The 14,003-nt window shown below is 64.7% G+C and carries 10 protein-coding genes and 2 pseudogenes; 9 read left to right on the top strand and 3 right to left on the bottom strand.

Translation table 11 applies throughout. The features are described from left to right. The first annotated feature begins 60 nt into the window (after positions 1-60). Positions 61-479 (top strand): annotated as a pseudogene (locus ACFLEY_RS27450) (nuclear transport factor 2 family protein). 174 nt (positions 480-653) lie between these two features. Next, the gene (locus ACFLEY_RS27445; protein ID WP_060911572.1) at positions 654-1,562 is read left to right on the top strand and encodes an amino acid ABC transporter substrate-binding protein; all 909 of its coding nucleotides are present in this window, start codon (positions 654-656) and stop codon (positions 1,560-1,562) included. Positions 1,563-1,614: 52 nt separating this feature from the next. Here ACFLEY_RS27445 and ACFLEY_RS27440 read toward each other — a convergent pair whose 3' ends face one another. Beyond that, positions 1,615-2,859: an MFS transporter gene (locus ACFLEY_RS27440; protein ID WP_060911573.1), complete on the bottom strand. Its 1,245-nt coding sequence runs from the start codon at positions 2,857-2,859 to the stop codon at positions 1,615-1,617. Between the two features lie 92 nt (positions 2,860-2,951). On the opposite strand from ACFLEY_RS27440, the gene ACFLEY_RS27435 reads away from it, so the two are divergent. From ACFLEY_RS27435 to ACFLEY_RS27420, 4 genes are read left to right on the top strand one after another with little or no spacing between them, the layout of a single operon-like run. After that, positions 2,952-3,437: a MarR family winged helix-turn-helix transcriptional regulator gene (locus ACFLEY_RS27435; RefSeq protein WP_060911574.1), complete on the top strand. Its 486-nt coding sequence runs from the start codon at positions 2,952-2,954 to the stop codon at positions 3,435-3,437. Positions 3,438-3,439: 2 nt separating this feature from the next. Then, positions 3,440-5,488, top strand: coding sequence for an FUSC family protein (locus ACFLEY_RS27430; RefSeq protein WP_060911575.1), 2,049 nt, complete (start codon positions 3,440-3,442; stop codon positions 5,486-5,488). Beyond that, entirely contained in the window at positions 5,485-5,691 is a 207-nt protein-coding gene (locus ACFLEY_RS27425; protein ID WP_028170911.1) for a DUF1656 domain-containing protein, read from the top strand. Before ACFLEY_RS27430 ends, ACFLEY_RS27425 begins: the two co-directional genes overlap by 4 nt. Next, entirely contained in the window at positions 5,688-6,554 is an 867-nt protein-coding gene (locus ACFLEY_RS27420; protein ID WP_396604258.1) for an efflux RND transporter periplasmic adaptor subunit, read from the top strand. Before ACFLEY_RS27425 ends, ACFLEY_RS27420 begins: the two co-directional genes overlap by 4 nt. 666 nt (positions 6,555-7,220) lie before the next feature. On the opposite strand, the pseudogene ACFLEY_RS27415 reads toward ACFLEY_RS27420, so the two are convergent. Both ACFLEY_RS27415 and ACFLEY_RS27410 read right to left on the bottom strand, forming a co-directional pair. Continuing rightward, positions 7,221-8,428 (bottom strand): annotated as a pseudogene (locus ACFLEY_RS27415) (acyl-CoA dehydrogenase family protein). Positions 8,429-8,483: 55 nt separating this feature from the next. Further along, on the bottom strand, positions 8,484-10,109 hold the full coding sequence (locus tag ACFLEY_RS27410) for a long-chain fatty acid--CoA ligase (RefSeq protein ID WP_060913047.1): 1,626 nt from the start codon (positions 10,107-10,109) through the stop codon (positions 8,484-8,486). A gap of 173 nt (positions 10,110-10,282) precedes the next feature. On the opposite strand from ACFLEY_RS27410, the gene ACFLEY_RS27405 reads away from it, so the two are divergent. The 3 genes from ACFLEY_RS27405 to ACFLEY_RS27395 all read left to right on the top strand — a co-directional run bounded on the left by ACFLEY_RS27405 (position 10,283) and on the right by ACFLEY_RS27395 (position 13,891). Beyond that, positions 10,283-12,133 (top strand): flavin-containing monooxygenase, encoded by a 1,851-nt coding sequence (locus tag ACFLEY_RS27405; protein WP_396604257.1) that lies wholly within the window; start codon positions 10,283-10,285, stop codon positions 12,131-12,133. 5 nt (positions 12,134-12,138) lie between these two features. Beyond that, positions 12,139-12,942: a shikimate dehydrogenase gene (locus ACFLEY_RS27400; RefSeq protein ID WP_060911578.1), complete on the top strand. Its 804-nt coding sequence runs from the start codon at positions 12,139-12,141 to the stop codon at positions 12,940-12,942. Between the two features lie 136 nt (positions 12,943-13,078). Then, positions 13,079-13,891: a lytic transglycosylase domain-containing protein gene (locus tag ACFLEY_RS27395; protein ID WP_211433438.1), complete on the top strand. Its 813-nt coding sequence runs from the start codon at positions 13,079-13,081 to the stop codon at positions 13,889-13,891. The last annotated feature ends 112 nt before the right edge of the window (positions 13,892-14,003 follow it).

Here is a 14,003-nt window from a genome sequence, read left to right as displayed (position 1 = left end):
AATATATGCACGGAGTTCGCGGGAGTGGCGTTAGTATTCCGCAAACCCGGGAGAATTAGCATGTCCGTTGCCGCACGAGCCGAAACCGCTCCGTTGTCCGATGCCGCGATTGTGGAAGCCTATCTTACGGCATCGATGATCCCTGATCCCGATGCTGCGGCAGCCTATATGGCGCCGGGTACGGTGATTACCTTCACCGGCGGACGCGAGTTCGATCATCCGCGCGGCCCGACAGGCTTCAACGCCAAGCGCTACCGCTGGGTCAAGAAGAAGATGGACCGATTCGACGTCTGCCCCGGCGATGGCGAAACCATCGTTATAGCGTCGGCACGCTTTACGGCGAGTGGAAGGACGGTACACCGTTCGAGGGCAACCGTTACATCGATCGCTTCGTGGTGCGGAACGGCAAGATCACCAAAATGGACGTCTGGAACGACAGCGCGGAGCGCATCCTGGTCCAACGGAGCATCGACGCGTAAGGGCTATCTCGGTGCCCGGGCCGAGCCGCTCCGCCGGAGACAACTGCCGCGCGTCATATCGAAAGTCGCGATAGCTGGTAGACGCGGCCTCGTCTGGCGGCTGGCGCATGTCTGGGCTATCACCGCCGCGATCGCGTCTCGACACGAGTCGACGACCCCCTTGAGGAGCAGCCGATGCGCTTACCCACCGTTATCCTGGCCCTGACATGTCTTGCGGGCGCAGCTTCAGCCGAAGACCTGTCGGGCACGCTCCAGAAGGTCAAGGAGACGAAGAAGATCACGCTCGGCTATCAGGAGGCGTCCGTTCCCTTCAGCTATCTGGACGGAAACCAGAAGCCGGTCGGCTTTGCCATGGACATCTGCCTGAAGATCGTCGACGCCGTGAAGAAGCAGCTTGGCATGCCCGACATCGCCGTCGAGACTCTCGCGGTGACGTCGTCGAACCGCATCCCGCTGATGGTCAACGGCACGCTCGACCTGCATTGCTCGGCGACCACCAACAACGCCGACCGCCAGAAGCAGGTCGCCTTCACCAACACGCACTTCCTCAGCGCGACGCGGTTTGCTGCGAAGAAGGCCGCCAAGATTAACACCATCGACGATCTCAAGGGCAAGGCGGTCACGGCAGTGGCCGGGTCGGTCAACCTGACCCAGCTCGCCAAGGTCAACACCGAGCGCACTCTCGGCATCAACATCATGCCGGCCAAGGACCAGGCCGAGGCCTTCCTGCTGCTTGAAACCGATCGCGCCCAGGCCTACGCGCTCGATGACGTCCAGCTCGCGGTCGCGATCGCGCGCTCGAAGGAGCCGGCGCTGTTCATGATCAGCGAAGAAACGTTCTCGAAGCCCGAGCCCTACGGGATCATGCTGCGGCGGGAGGACGCGCCGTTCAAGGCGCTGGCCGATCGTGCCACGGCAGAGCTCTATGCGAGCCCGGAGATCGAGGTCCTCTACAAGAGGTGGCTGGAATCGCCGACGCCGCCGAACGGCCTCAACTACAACGTCCCGATGTCGCCCGCTCTGCGCAACGCCTACAAGAAGCCGAGCTCGAGCGCCGATCCGGATGTCTATGTGGTGAACTGAGGCGAGGGTGGCTTCCACCTCTCCCCGCTGGGGAGAGGTGCACACTGCGAACTCATCTTGATCTGTCTTGACGCGTCCGCGGCGTATCCAGTAACTGGCCGGCCAGCGCCGCGCCGATTGCTGCAATCGCAGCCATCGCCAGCGCCCAGGTCGCGAACAGCCGATGACCGATCAGCGCGCCGCTCAAGAGCGGGGCGCTGATATTTGCGCCCGACATCAGGGACTGATTGAGGCCCATGATCATGCCCTGGCGGTTGATCGCGGTCGCGCGCGACAATTCCGCGGTCAGCGTGCTGCGGGCGAACATGGTGCCCACGATGATCAGCGTCAGATAGATCGCGAGCAGGCTGACATTGTTGCCGGCCGCCAACCCCGCGAATCCAAGGCCCATGCAGGCGAACGCTGCCATCACGATGGCGCGGTCGGAAGCGATCAGGTTCGCGCGCGCGATCAACAGTCCCTGGACCATCATGTTGATGAAGCCCGCATAGGCGAACATCCAGCCGAGCTCGCGTGCCCCGAAGGGATGCCCGTCCCAGGAGAACCGCGCCGAGAGGAACAGGCCGATCTGCGACAGGAACATCGAATTGACGACGAAGAAGAAGACGATGAGCAGGCCGAGCAGTCGCCAGGCGTAGCGCATGCCGAGCAGGCTGCGCGTCAGCGTCGGCTCAGGCACGCGATGCTGGTAGAGCGGCTCGGAGGCCGGATGATCGGGCGGGAGCAGGGCGATGGTCGCGAAAATGCTGATCAGCGAGAGCGCCGCCGCGGCCCAGACTGGCGCGGTCTGGCCGTAGTGCACGAGGAAGCTCGACAGCGCGGGGCCGAGCAGCAGCCCGGTTCCGATCGCGCCGCTGGTCATGCCGAGCGCCTGCTTGCGCGTTGCCGGCGGGCTGTGCTCGGCGGCATAGGCGTGAGCGACCGAGATGTTGCCTGATGTCAGGCCGTCGATGATGCGCGCCAGGAACACCAGTGTCAGGTTGGCCGCCAATGCCAGCAGCACAAATCCGATGAACGTCCCGATTTGGCTGACCAGCAGGACCTTTCTGCGACCGTAGCGGTCCGAGAGCATGCCGACCACGGGGCCGGCAACGAGCTGGCAAACGGCATAGACTGAGATCAGCGCGCCGAGCTGGAAGGGCGTGGCGCCGAGTCGCTGCGAATAGAATGGCAGCAGCGGCAGGATGATTCCCATTCCCGTGGCATCCACGGCTACGACGACGAAGGTCGGGACGAGCGCCAGCGCGCTCTCGCCCGCTATCTCTTCTCGTATCTCAGTCGCGGAACCCGGTCCCATCCTGCGTTGTTCCCGTTCGCATTTGCGTGATCGATCGCGCTACGCCGGGTTATATAGTTGCAGGCTAATAGTTCGCGTCCTATCTAATTTGCATGGCTCCCTCCCAGGCTCATATCCATGCCGAAATCGGCCGGCTCATCACGCGCCTCGGCAGGATGTGGCGGCGCGAGTCCGATCAGGCCTTGTCCGATCACGGCCTGTCCTATGCGACCGCGATTCCGCTGCTACTGCTGTCGCGCCAGGGTGAGAACGTGCGTCAGGGCGTGCTTGCCGACGAGCTCGGCATCGAGGGGCCATCGCTGGTGCGTCTGATCGACCTGCTCCAGGCCGAAGGCCTGGTGGAGCGCCGCGAGGACCCGACCGACCGGCGTGCCAAAACGCTACATCTGACGAAGGCGGGCGAGGCCAAGGTCGAGGAGACCAATCGCGTGCTGCGTAGGGTGCGGGCAAGCCTGCTCAAGGATATCGGCGCGGATGAACTTGCGATAACCTTCGAGACCCTCCAGCGCATCGAGCGGCGGGCCGGTCGCCTGCATGAAGCCAAGATGTTTGCCAGGACGTTTGCAGAGTCGAAATAGTCATGCGCGCAGACGAGCCGTTCCTGGTCCGCCACGCGGACCTCGTTTTCGCTTTGAAGACGTTCGCCGCGTCGATGCTGGCGCTCGTCATCGCGCTCGCCATGGACCTGCCGCGGCCCTATTGGGCGATGGCGACAGTCTACATCACCTCGCAGCCGCTGGCGGGCGCGACCAGCTCGAAGGCGTTCTTCCGGGTGATGGGCACGCTGGCTGGCGCGGCCATGACGGTCGCGCTGGTGCCGAACCTAATCGATGCGCCGGAACTCCTCTGCCTCGCCATCGCGCTCTGGGTCGGGCTCTGTCTTTATCTCTCGCTGCTCGACGGCACGCCGCGCAGCTACGTCTTCATGCTGGCCGGATACACGGTCGCGCTGATCGGCTTTCCCTCGGTGTCGGAGCCCGGCGCGATCTTTGACACTGCGGTGGCAAGGCTTGAGGAGATCTCGCTGGGTATCATCTGCGCCAGCTTGGTCTCGACCATCGTATTTCCCCGCAGCGTCGCGCCTGCTGTCGCTCACCGGGTCGACGCCTGGCTGGCGGACGCGCGCCGTCTCAGCCAGGTCGTGCTGTTGCGCGAGGGCACCAGCGAAACGCATCGCGCCAAGCGCCTCAAGCTCGCGACCGACATCGTCGAGATCGACACGCTCTCCACCCATCTCGCCTATGACAGGTTGACCGATCGCAATGCGGTGACCGGCCTCGGTGAAATCAGGCTGCGCATGCTGACGCTGTTGCCGGTGATCGCCTCGCTGGAGGACCGGCTGGCGGCGCTCGGCGAGGAGGCCTTGCGGCGGCAACCCGGGCTGAAACGGCTCCTGGAGGATCTCGCGCAATGGATCGCGAGCGATATCGGCGCGCGCCAGCCGGCCGAGCGAATCCGGGCCGCGATCTCGGAGCAGCAGGCGGTGCTCGATGACGGCGCCGACTGGGAACGGATCATCACCACCAGCCTGTTGTTGCGGTTGCGCGAGCTGGTCGACCTCTCGCACGATTGCCGTGCGCTGACCGAGGCGATTGCAGAGAACCGCAATGTTGCAACGATCGACCTGGCCTTTCATTCCGAGGCCGGTGCCGCGCCCGTCCGCCACCGCGACCGCGGCCTTGCATTGTGGTCGGCGGCCGGCGCGGTCGTGGCCATCCTGATCTGCTGCGCGTTCTGGATCGGGACCGGCTGGCCGGACGGCGCGTCGGCGCCGATGATGGCGGCGGTCGCATGTTCGTTCTTCGCCGCGCAAGACGAGCCCGCGCGCTTCATTCGCAGTTTTGGCCGGTGGTCGCTGGTCGCCATCGTCGTCGTTGCGGTCTATCTGTTCGCGGTGGTCCCTGCGATCTCCCATATCGAGGTCCTGGTGGTCGCACTCGCGCCGACCTTTCTGCTCTACGGCTTCTTGATCGGCCGTCCGGCTACAGCGGGAACCGGGACGGCGCTCGCGGCCAACACTGCAACCCTGCTTGCAATCCAGTCGACCTACAGCGCGGACTTTGCGTCCTACGCCAATTCCGCCGTTGCCTTCTTCGTCGGCATCGTCGTCGCCGAGATCGTGACGCGGATCGCGCGCGGCGTCGGCGCGGAATGGATCGCCAATCGCCTGGTGCTGTCGAACTGGAAGTCGATCGCGGTCGCCGCCGAACGGCGCGGCAAGCGCGACCGCGCGGAGTTTGCGGGTCTCATGCTGCACCGGCTCGGGCTTCTGGTGCAGCGTATCGCGTTTCTGTCGGAGAGCGATCGCCGCGATACCGACAGCCTCGTCCAGCTTCGTATCGGGATCAACATCATCGACCTGCGCCGCGCGCGTTACGGGCTTGCGGCATCCACCATTGCCGTCATCGACGACATGCTCGATCGGCTCGCCGTCGCCTGTCGCGGCTACGCGGGCGACGGAATGCCGGCCGAGCTGCTGACCAGCGTCGACCGGGCGCTGGCCCAGGCGGTGAAGGATCCCAATGACAGCGCGCGCGAAGACGCCCTGATCGGCCTCGTCGGCATCAGGCGCGGCCTGTTCCCGGATGCACCGGCCTATCGGCCGCGCGCAGAAAGTGTTGCGGCATGAGATATGTGATCGACATCTACGGCGTGCTCGTGCCGTCGCTGCTGCTGTGGATCATTGTTGCTTACGTCCTCAGCGCGATTCTGCGCCGGCTCATGCAGCGCTTCGACCTCTACCGGCTGGTCTGGCACCGCGCGCTGTTCGATTTTTCGATCTTCGTCTGCCTTCTCGGCGGCGTCGTCTACCTCTCGGAGTATCTTTCATGAAGGGCAATTTTGCCTGGCTCGGCCGCCTCGCGCTGACCGTCATCGTTGTCGTCGCCGCGCTCGCAGTGGGCCGCGAGCTCTGGGTCTACTACATGGAGCAGCCCTGGACCCGCGACGGCCGCGTCCGCGCCGACGTGGTCCAGGTCGCGCCCGACGTGTCCGGATTCGTGACCGAGGTGCTGGTCAAGGACAACCAGAAGGTCCGCCGCGGCGACGTGCTGTTCCGGATCGACCGCGAACGTTTCGCGCTGGCGCTGCGCCAGGCCGAGGCGTCGGTTGCGGGTCATCAGGCGACGCTCGATCAGGCCAATGCCGATCTGAAGCGTTACAACGCGCTGACGACCGACGCGGTGTCGCAGCAGAAGCAGGAGCAGGTTCTCGCCACCCAGCTCCAGGCCAAGGCATCCTTCGATCAAGCCGTGGCCGATCGCGCGTTGGCGCAGCTCAACCTCGACCGCAGCGAGGTCCATGCCTCCGTGAACGGTGTGATCACCAACATGGACCTGCGCCCCGGCGCCTACGTCACGGCCGGGAAGGGCGTGATGGCGCTGGTCGATACCGACACGCTGCATGTGGAAGGCTACTTCGAGGAGACAAAGCTCGCGCGCATCCGCACCGGTGACAAGGTCCGGGTCCGCCTGATGGGCGAGAAGGTCACGCGGTCAGGCCGCGTCGAGAGCATCGCCGCCGGCATCGAGGACCGCGACCGCGCGGAGGGAGCCAGCATGCTCGCCAACGTCAACCCGACCTTCAGTTGGGTGCGGCTGGCACAGCGTGTCCCGGTGCGCATCGCGCTCGATCCGGTGCCGGAGAACATGTCGCTGGTCGCCGGTCGCTCCGCGACGGTGGAGGTATTGGACTAGCGCAGCGAGCAGATGGATCGTGCCTGGCTTGGGGAAAAGCCGGCAATAAGCGTTTCAATGCCAAATCGTAGGGCTAATCCTGATTCGCGTGTGTGAGTCGGGGGAGCGTATGGGCGTTTGGTTTTTAGTCCTAGCAGCCTGCGTCGTCGGCGCGTTGCTCCTTTTGGCATTCTGCCGATAGGGCCGACTGCGGATGCTCTTGTTGCCGCGAAACATCAGCGAGCCGCTGAATAGCGGTTCCAGACCGATGGTTTTTGACTGTGCATGGATGAGCGCGTTCACTTCCGGCGTTGGAGGCGGACGTGAGTTGGTTGCTTGTGCTTATCATCGCTGCGAGCGCAATGGTGTTGATCGCTCATGCGATTGACGCGATGCGTTCCTGATACTCTTTGAGACCCGGTTTCATCGGTAGTCAAGTAAGCCAAGAGAATGTTCCGCGGCCGGCGAGTGTCAATTTGAGGAACTTGGCCCCGCGAGCCAAGGTTGTCACAGCAGGAGGAATACGATCATGCTTATGTTTTACCTGCCGATCATAATCTTCAACGCAATGCTCGAAGCAATTACGAAGCAGAAGAATGTGCCGGTATCCATCGATGAGCCGCCAAGCTTCGATTAGACTCCGATCTCAAAGCGTTGGCTTCGATGCTTGCTGAGGTCAACGTCCCCTCAGGCATTTGAATACTTCTTCAGCTCGAACCGTGCGATCTGGTTCCGGTGTACCTCGTCCGGGCCGTCAGCGAGGCGCAGCAAACGTGCGGTGGCATAGGCCTGCGTCAGGCCGAAATCGTTCGAGGTGCCGCCGCCGCCATGGGCCTGGATCGCCCAGTCGATGACCTGGCAGGCCATGTTGGGCACGGCGACCTTGATCATCGCGATCTCGCTCTTTGCGACCTTGTTGCCGACCGTGTCCATGGCGTAGGCGGCGTTGAGCGTCAGCAGCCGGGCCTGTTTGATCATGATGCGGGCTTCCGCGATGCCTGCGTCACCGTTTGCTCGGAGACCGGCTTGCCGAAGGCGACGCGGCTGCGCACGCGGCGGCACATCTTTTCCAGCGTGCGCTCGGCAAGGCCAATCAGGCGCATGCAGTGGTGGATGCGGCCGGGGCCGAGGCGCCCTTGCGCGATCTCGAAGCCGCGGCCTTCGCCGAGCAGCATGTTCTCCTTCGGGACCCGCACATTGGTGAAGACGACCTCGGAGGCGCGGTCGGGCACGCCGTAGAAGCCGAACACGGGGAGAGGACGCTTCACCTCGATGCCTGATGTATCCATCGGCACCAGGATCATGGATTGCTGCTTGTGGCGGTCCGGATTGTCAGGATCGGTCTTGCCCATGAAGATGCAGATCTTGCAGCGCGGGTCGGTCGCGTTGGTGGTGTACCATTTGCGCCCGTTGATGACGTAATGGTCGCCGTCGCGCACGATCGAGCTCTCGATGTTGGTCGCGTCGGACGAGGCGACCGCAGGCTCGGTCATCGCGAAGCAGGAGCGGATCTCACCCGCGAGCAGCGGCTTCAGCCAGCGCTCCTTGTCCTCTTTCGTGCCGTAGCGCTCCAGCACCTCCATGTTGCCGGTGTCGGGCGCCGAGCAGTTGAACACTTCGGGCGCAAGATGCGAGCGGCCCATCACTTCGCAGAGCGGGGCATATTCGAGATTGGTGAGGCCCGCGCCGTGGCTCGATTCCGGCAGGAACAGGTTCCAGAGGCCTTCCGCGCGCGCGAGCGGCTTCAGTTCTTCGACGACGGGATAGACCTTCCAGGGCCCGAGCTCCTCGGCCTCGCGATAGAACCGCTCCTCATTGGGATAGATGTGCCGGTCCATGAAGCTTTCGAGCTTGCGCTTGAGCTCGACGACTTTGGGCGACATCGGGTAAAGCATCTTACGTCTCCTTGATCGATGGACGGCGCGGACTTCAGCGTGATCGCGTGCCGCTTCAGGCGACGCGGTATTCCCTGAACTTCTCGCGCAACGCCGATTTGAGCACCTTTCCGGTGCCGGTCATCGGGAATTCGTCCAGGAACTCGACGGCGTCAGGCATCCACCAGCTCGCGATCTTCGGGCGCATGTGGTCGAGCAGCGCCTTGCCGTCGACGGTCGCGCCCTTCTTGCGAACCACGAGGAGCAGGGGACGCTCCTGCCACTTTTCATGCGCAATCGCGACCACGGCAGCTTGCAGCACGTCGGGATGAGACAAGGCGACGTCCTCGAGCTGGATCGAGGAGATCCACTCGCCGCCGGACTTGATCACGTCCTTGGAGCGGTCGGTCAGCGTGACGTGGCCCTGCGGGTCGATCACGGCCATGTCGCCGGTGATCAGCCAGCCGTCGTGGTCGAGGCCTTCGTCGAGCTTCATATAGCCCGAGGCGACCCAGGGACCACGCGCGCGCAGGTGGCCGACGGTCTTGCCGTCGCGCGGCAGCTCAACGCCGCCGTCGTCGACGATGCGCAAGGCGGTGCCGAAGCAGGCCCGGCCCGAGACCTGTCGGCGGTCGAACTTCTCCTTGTCGCTGAGGTGCTCCGAGCCGGGACGCAGGCCCGGCATCGAGCAGCCCAGAGCCTCGGTCATGCCCCAGGCCTGGATGTAGTCGATGTTGTAGTCGCGCTTCAGCTTCTCGACCATGGCGCGCGGCGGGGCCGAGCCCGACGACAGCGTTGCACGCAAGGTGGAGAATTTGTTGCCGGTGCGGCCGAGCCAGTCGAGCAGGATCAGCCAGAAGCTCGGCACCCCCGCCGACAGCGTCACCTTCTCGCCTTCGAGCAATTCATACAGCTTGTCCGGCTCATAGTTGCGGCCGGGCAGCACCAGCTTCGAGCCGGTATAGGGCGCGGTGAACGGCATATTCCAGCCATTGCCGTGGAACAGCGGCGCCATCGGCATCATCACCTCGCGCACGCCTTCGACGTGCCCGGGCAGGAAGTCGAAGCTGCTGCAGGTCATGGTCTGCAGGATCGCGGCGCGGTGCGAATAGATCACGCCCTTGGGATTTCCCGTCGTCCCCGAGGTATAGCAGATGGTGGAGGCGGATTTTTCGTCGAACTCCGGCCAGGTGAAGCCGGCGTCGTTCTCTCGTCCGAGAAGCTCCTCGTAGCAATGGACGTTTACAAGCTTTGTCTCCGGCATCCGCTCGCGCGAGGACATCACGACGTAAGCCTCGATCGTCTTCAATTGCGGCGCGATCGCCTCGACGATCGGCAGCGTGGCGCGGTCGACGAACAGCAGGCGGTCTTCGGCGTGGTTGATGATGTAGACGAGCTGCTCGGGAAACAGGCGCGGATTGACGGTGTGCAGCACATAGCCCATGCCCGGCGCGGCGTAGAACATCTCGAAATGGCGGTGGGTATTCCAGGCCAGCGTGCCGACGCGGTCGCCTTGCTTCATGCCGAGACGCTTCAAGGCCAGCGCCATGCGCTTGATGCGTGGATGAGCGTCGGCATAGGTGTAGCGATGGATGTCGCCCTCGATCTCGCGCGCGACGATCTCTGCCTCGCCGTGATGGTCTGCGGCATACTGGATCAGGCCGCTGATCAGGAGCGGCATGTCCATCATCAATCCCTGCATCATTTCCTCCGGATCGCCATGTCGTTGCATGGCGCTTGTGATTTGCGCGCGAGGTTACCGGAACGTCACGCGCCGTTCACGCAAAAAAGGCAGACGTGATTGCATGCGTCACTTTTTCAAGGCTAACGTGAGGAGAGCTGCCGGCGAAGCAGCGTCTGTCGTGGAGGAAATGGATGTCAGCGGAAAGACACAAGACCGGCGCAGCCGACGCACCTACGGTCGATCTTTCCGCACTTCGCGCGCGCTATCGCGACGAGCGCGATCGCCGTCTGCGCGCCGAGGGCAAGGCGCAATATGTCGAGGTATCAGGCGATTTCGGCCGCTATCTCGACGATCCCTGGGCCGATCCCGGATTTGCGCGCGAGGCCGTCAGCGAAGCGACCGAAGTGCTCATCGTCGGCGGCGGCTTTGGCGGCCTGCTCTGCGGCGCGCGCCTGCGCGAGGCCGGCATCGCGGATTTTCGCATCGTGGAAAAGGCCGCCGACTTCGGCGGCACCTGGTACTGGAATCGCTACCCCGGTGCGGCCTGCGATACCGAGAGCTACATCTATCTGCCGCTGCTGGAGGAGACCGGCTATGCGCAAATATGCGCGGGCGCCGGAGATTTACGAACACTCCCGCCGCATCGGCCGCCACTTCGGCCTGTACGAGCGCGCGCTGTTTCAGACCGTCATTCGCGCATGGAATGGCGGGAGCGGGAGGCGCGCTGGCTGGTCGAGACCGATCGCGGCGATCGCATCCGCGCGCGGTTCGTCATCCTGGCCGGCGGCCCGCTGAGCCGGCCGAAGCTGCCGGGCATTCCCGGCATCGAGAGCTTTGGGGGACACAGCTTTCACACCAGCCGCTGGGACTACGCCTACACCGGCGGTACGGCTGAAGGCGGTCTCGCCGGCCTTGCCGACAAGCGCGTCGGCATCATCGGCACCGGCGCCACCGCCGTGCAATGCGTGCCGCATCTCGGCCGCTCGGCGAAGGAGCTCTATGTCTTCCAGCGCACGCCGTCGGCGATCGGCGTGCGCGACGACCGGCCGACGGATCAGAGCTGGGCGCAGAGCCTCGGGCCCGGCTGGCAGCGCGAGCGCATGGACAATTTCACCGCCGTGATCTCGGGCGAGCCGTTCGAGCAGGATCTGGTCCAGGATGGCTGGACCGGCCTGCTTGGCGAGATCCTGCTCGCGCCGCGCCGCCAGCCACAGCCGGTGACCTCGCTGGAGGAGGCGTTGAAGGTCATCGAGCAGGCCGACTATCGCAAGATGGAGGAGATCCGCGCGCGTGTCGATGCCGTGGTGAAGGACGAGGCGGCTGCGGCGGCGCTCAAGCCCTGGTACAAGGCGTTCTGCAAGCGGCCCTGCTTCCACGACGAATATCTCGACACCTTCAATCGCCCCAACGTGCATCTCGTCGATACCAAAGGGCAGGGCGTCGAGCGCATCACGGAGAATGCCGTGATCGTCGATGGCAAGGCCTATGAGCTCGACTGCCTGATCTATGCCAGCGGCTTCGAGGTCGGCACCGATTACGCCCGCCGGATGGGCTTCGAGGTCTATGGCCGCGACGGCATGAGCCTGTCCGAGCGCTGGCGCGACGGCGTCAGGACGATGCACGGCTTCTACAGCCGCGGCTTCCCGAACTGCTTCCTGATCGTCACGGTGCAGGCCGGCCAGAGCGCCAACTTCCCGCACATCATCGACGAGCAGTCGCAGCACATCGCCTATGTGATCGATCAGGCGCGCAAGCGCGGCGCCAGAACGCTGGAGCCGACGCTCGCTGCCGAGAACGCCTGGGTCGAGGAGGTCGTGAAAGCCGCGCTCGGCCGTCAGACTTACTTGGCCGAATGCACGCCCGGCTATTACAACAACGAGGGCGTGTTCGATCCGATCGCGGCAAGAAACAGCCAATATTGGCGCGGGCCGGTGGCGTTCCTGCGGCTGCTCGACAAGTGGCGCAAGGAGGGCAACCTGGATGGACTGGAATTGACCTACGGGACGGCCGCGGAGGCGGGCGGCACCCCGGCTCCGGCTTGAGCGGCATGATCCCGGCCCCGTCAGGCGCCACGCGGCTCCACGTCATCGTCGGTGATCCCATCGCGCAGGTGCGCTCGCCCGCGGGCGTGTCAGCCGCCTTCGCCGCACGGGGGCACGACGGTATTCTCGTGCCCGTTCAGGTCGCCCCGGGGGATTTGCCCGACTTCCTCTCGGTGGCGGCGCGATTGAAAAATCTCGACGGCATCGTCGTTACCATCCCGCACAAATTTGCCTGCTACCAGGCCTGCACGAGTGCGACCGATCGGGCGCACTTCCTGCGCACCGTGAACCTGATGCGCCGGCGCGCCGACGGCTCATGGCATGGCGATATGGTGGATGGCCTCGGCTTCGTCGGCGCAGCGCGGGCAAAGGGGATCGATCCCGGCGGCATGCGCGCCCTTCTGGTCGGCGCCGGCGGCGCCGGCTCGGCGATCGCGCTCGCGCTGGTCGAGGCCGGCGTCGGCGAGCTCGCCATTCACGACAGCATGGCCGAGCGCCGCGACGCGCTGATCGGCCGGCTCAATGGGCTCGGCAAAGCGCCGGTGCGGACCGGCACCATGGACCCCGCCGGCTTCGACTTCGTCGCCAATGCGACGCCCGCCGGGATGAAGGACGGCGACCCGCTGCCGGTCGACGTCGCGCGCCTTGCGCCAGCCGCCTATTGCGGCTGCGTCATCACCAGGCCCGAAGTCTCCCCCTTCATCGCCGCGGCTCGCAAGATCGGCTGTGTCACCGGGACCGGTACCGACATGTACCAGCAGCACCAGAGCATCATGGTGGATTTCCTGCTGGGAGCGGAGGCTGGGTGACTTGCGGACGTCGCGACTTGCCGGTGTCAAGAGCTTTGCTTGGATCGATTGGTCCTGTCGGGACTTGAGCGATCGCAACCGACGTAGGATCATGCGCGCGCGCGAGCCGGTCGCGCCCTAAGGAGAGGAACGAGCAATGATCAAGGGCAGGATAGTCGCGACGGCGGTGATTGGCGCGGCCGCGCTGCTTCTCTCTCTGCCTGTGGCCAACGCCGCGCAATGCGGCAGCTCGCCGGCCGGGTTCGAAGGCTGGAAGCGCGAATTCAGCGCAGAGGCGCAGGGCAAGGGCATTGGCCCGACCGCGATCTCGGCCCTGATGCAGACGAACTACGCCAGCGCGACCCTCGCAGCCGACCGCGGCCAGCGCAGCTTCTCGCTGTCGCTCGACCAGTTCCTGGCCAAGCGCGGTGCCACCACCATCGTCGCCAAGGGGCGCCAGCTCAAGCAGTCGCAGGCGGCCTTGTTCGCCTCGATCCAGCAGCGCTACGGCGTTCCGCCCGGGCCGCTGATCGCGATCTGGGGCATGGAGACCGGCTTCGGCAGCCAGCGCGGCAACCAGAACATGCTGTCGTCGATCGCGACCCTTGCTTATGACTGCCGTCGCCCCGAGTTCTTCACCGACCAGCTCTATGCCGCACTGAAGCTGATCGACCGCGGCACCCTGTCGGGGGCGACCCGCGGCTCCATGCACGGCGAGGTCGGCCAGACCCAGTTCATGCCCAAGAACATCCTGGCCTATGGCACCGGCAATCTCGAGGTTGCCGCCAATGCGTTGAACTCGACTGCGAATTTCCTGAAGGCCCATGGCTGGCGTGCGGGAGCCGGTTACCAGCCGGGCGAGCCGAATTTCGCCGCGATCGAGGCCTGGAATGCGGCCGGCGTCTATCAGAAGGCAATTGCGTTGATGGGACGACAGATCGACGAGGGCGGAACGGCCGCCTCGCGCTGACGAGAGCCCCTTCAAACGGGGCTCTCGATGCTTGTTTTGACGCGTTTTCTTGACGCGAACCGGCATCCACTTCGCTCGAAAACGCTCTTGCTCAGCAAGGCGTGATGCGCCG

Source organism: Bradyrhizobium sp. YCK136 (assembly GCF_044570075.1).
Lineage (GTDB): Bacteria > Pseudomonadota > Alphaproteobacteria > Rhizobiales > Xanthobacteraceae > Bradyrhizobium > Bradyrhizobium diazoefficiens.
This window is presented reverse-complemented; position numbering and strand designations above follow the sequence as displayed.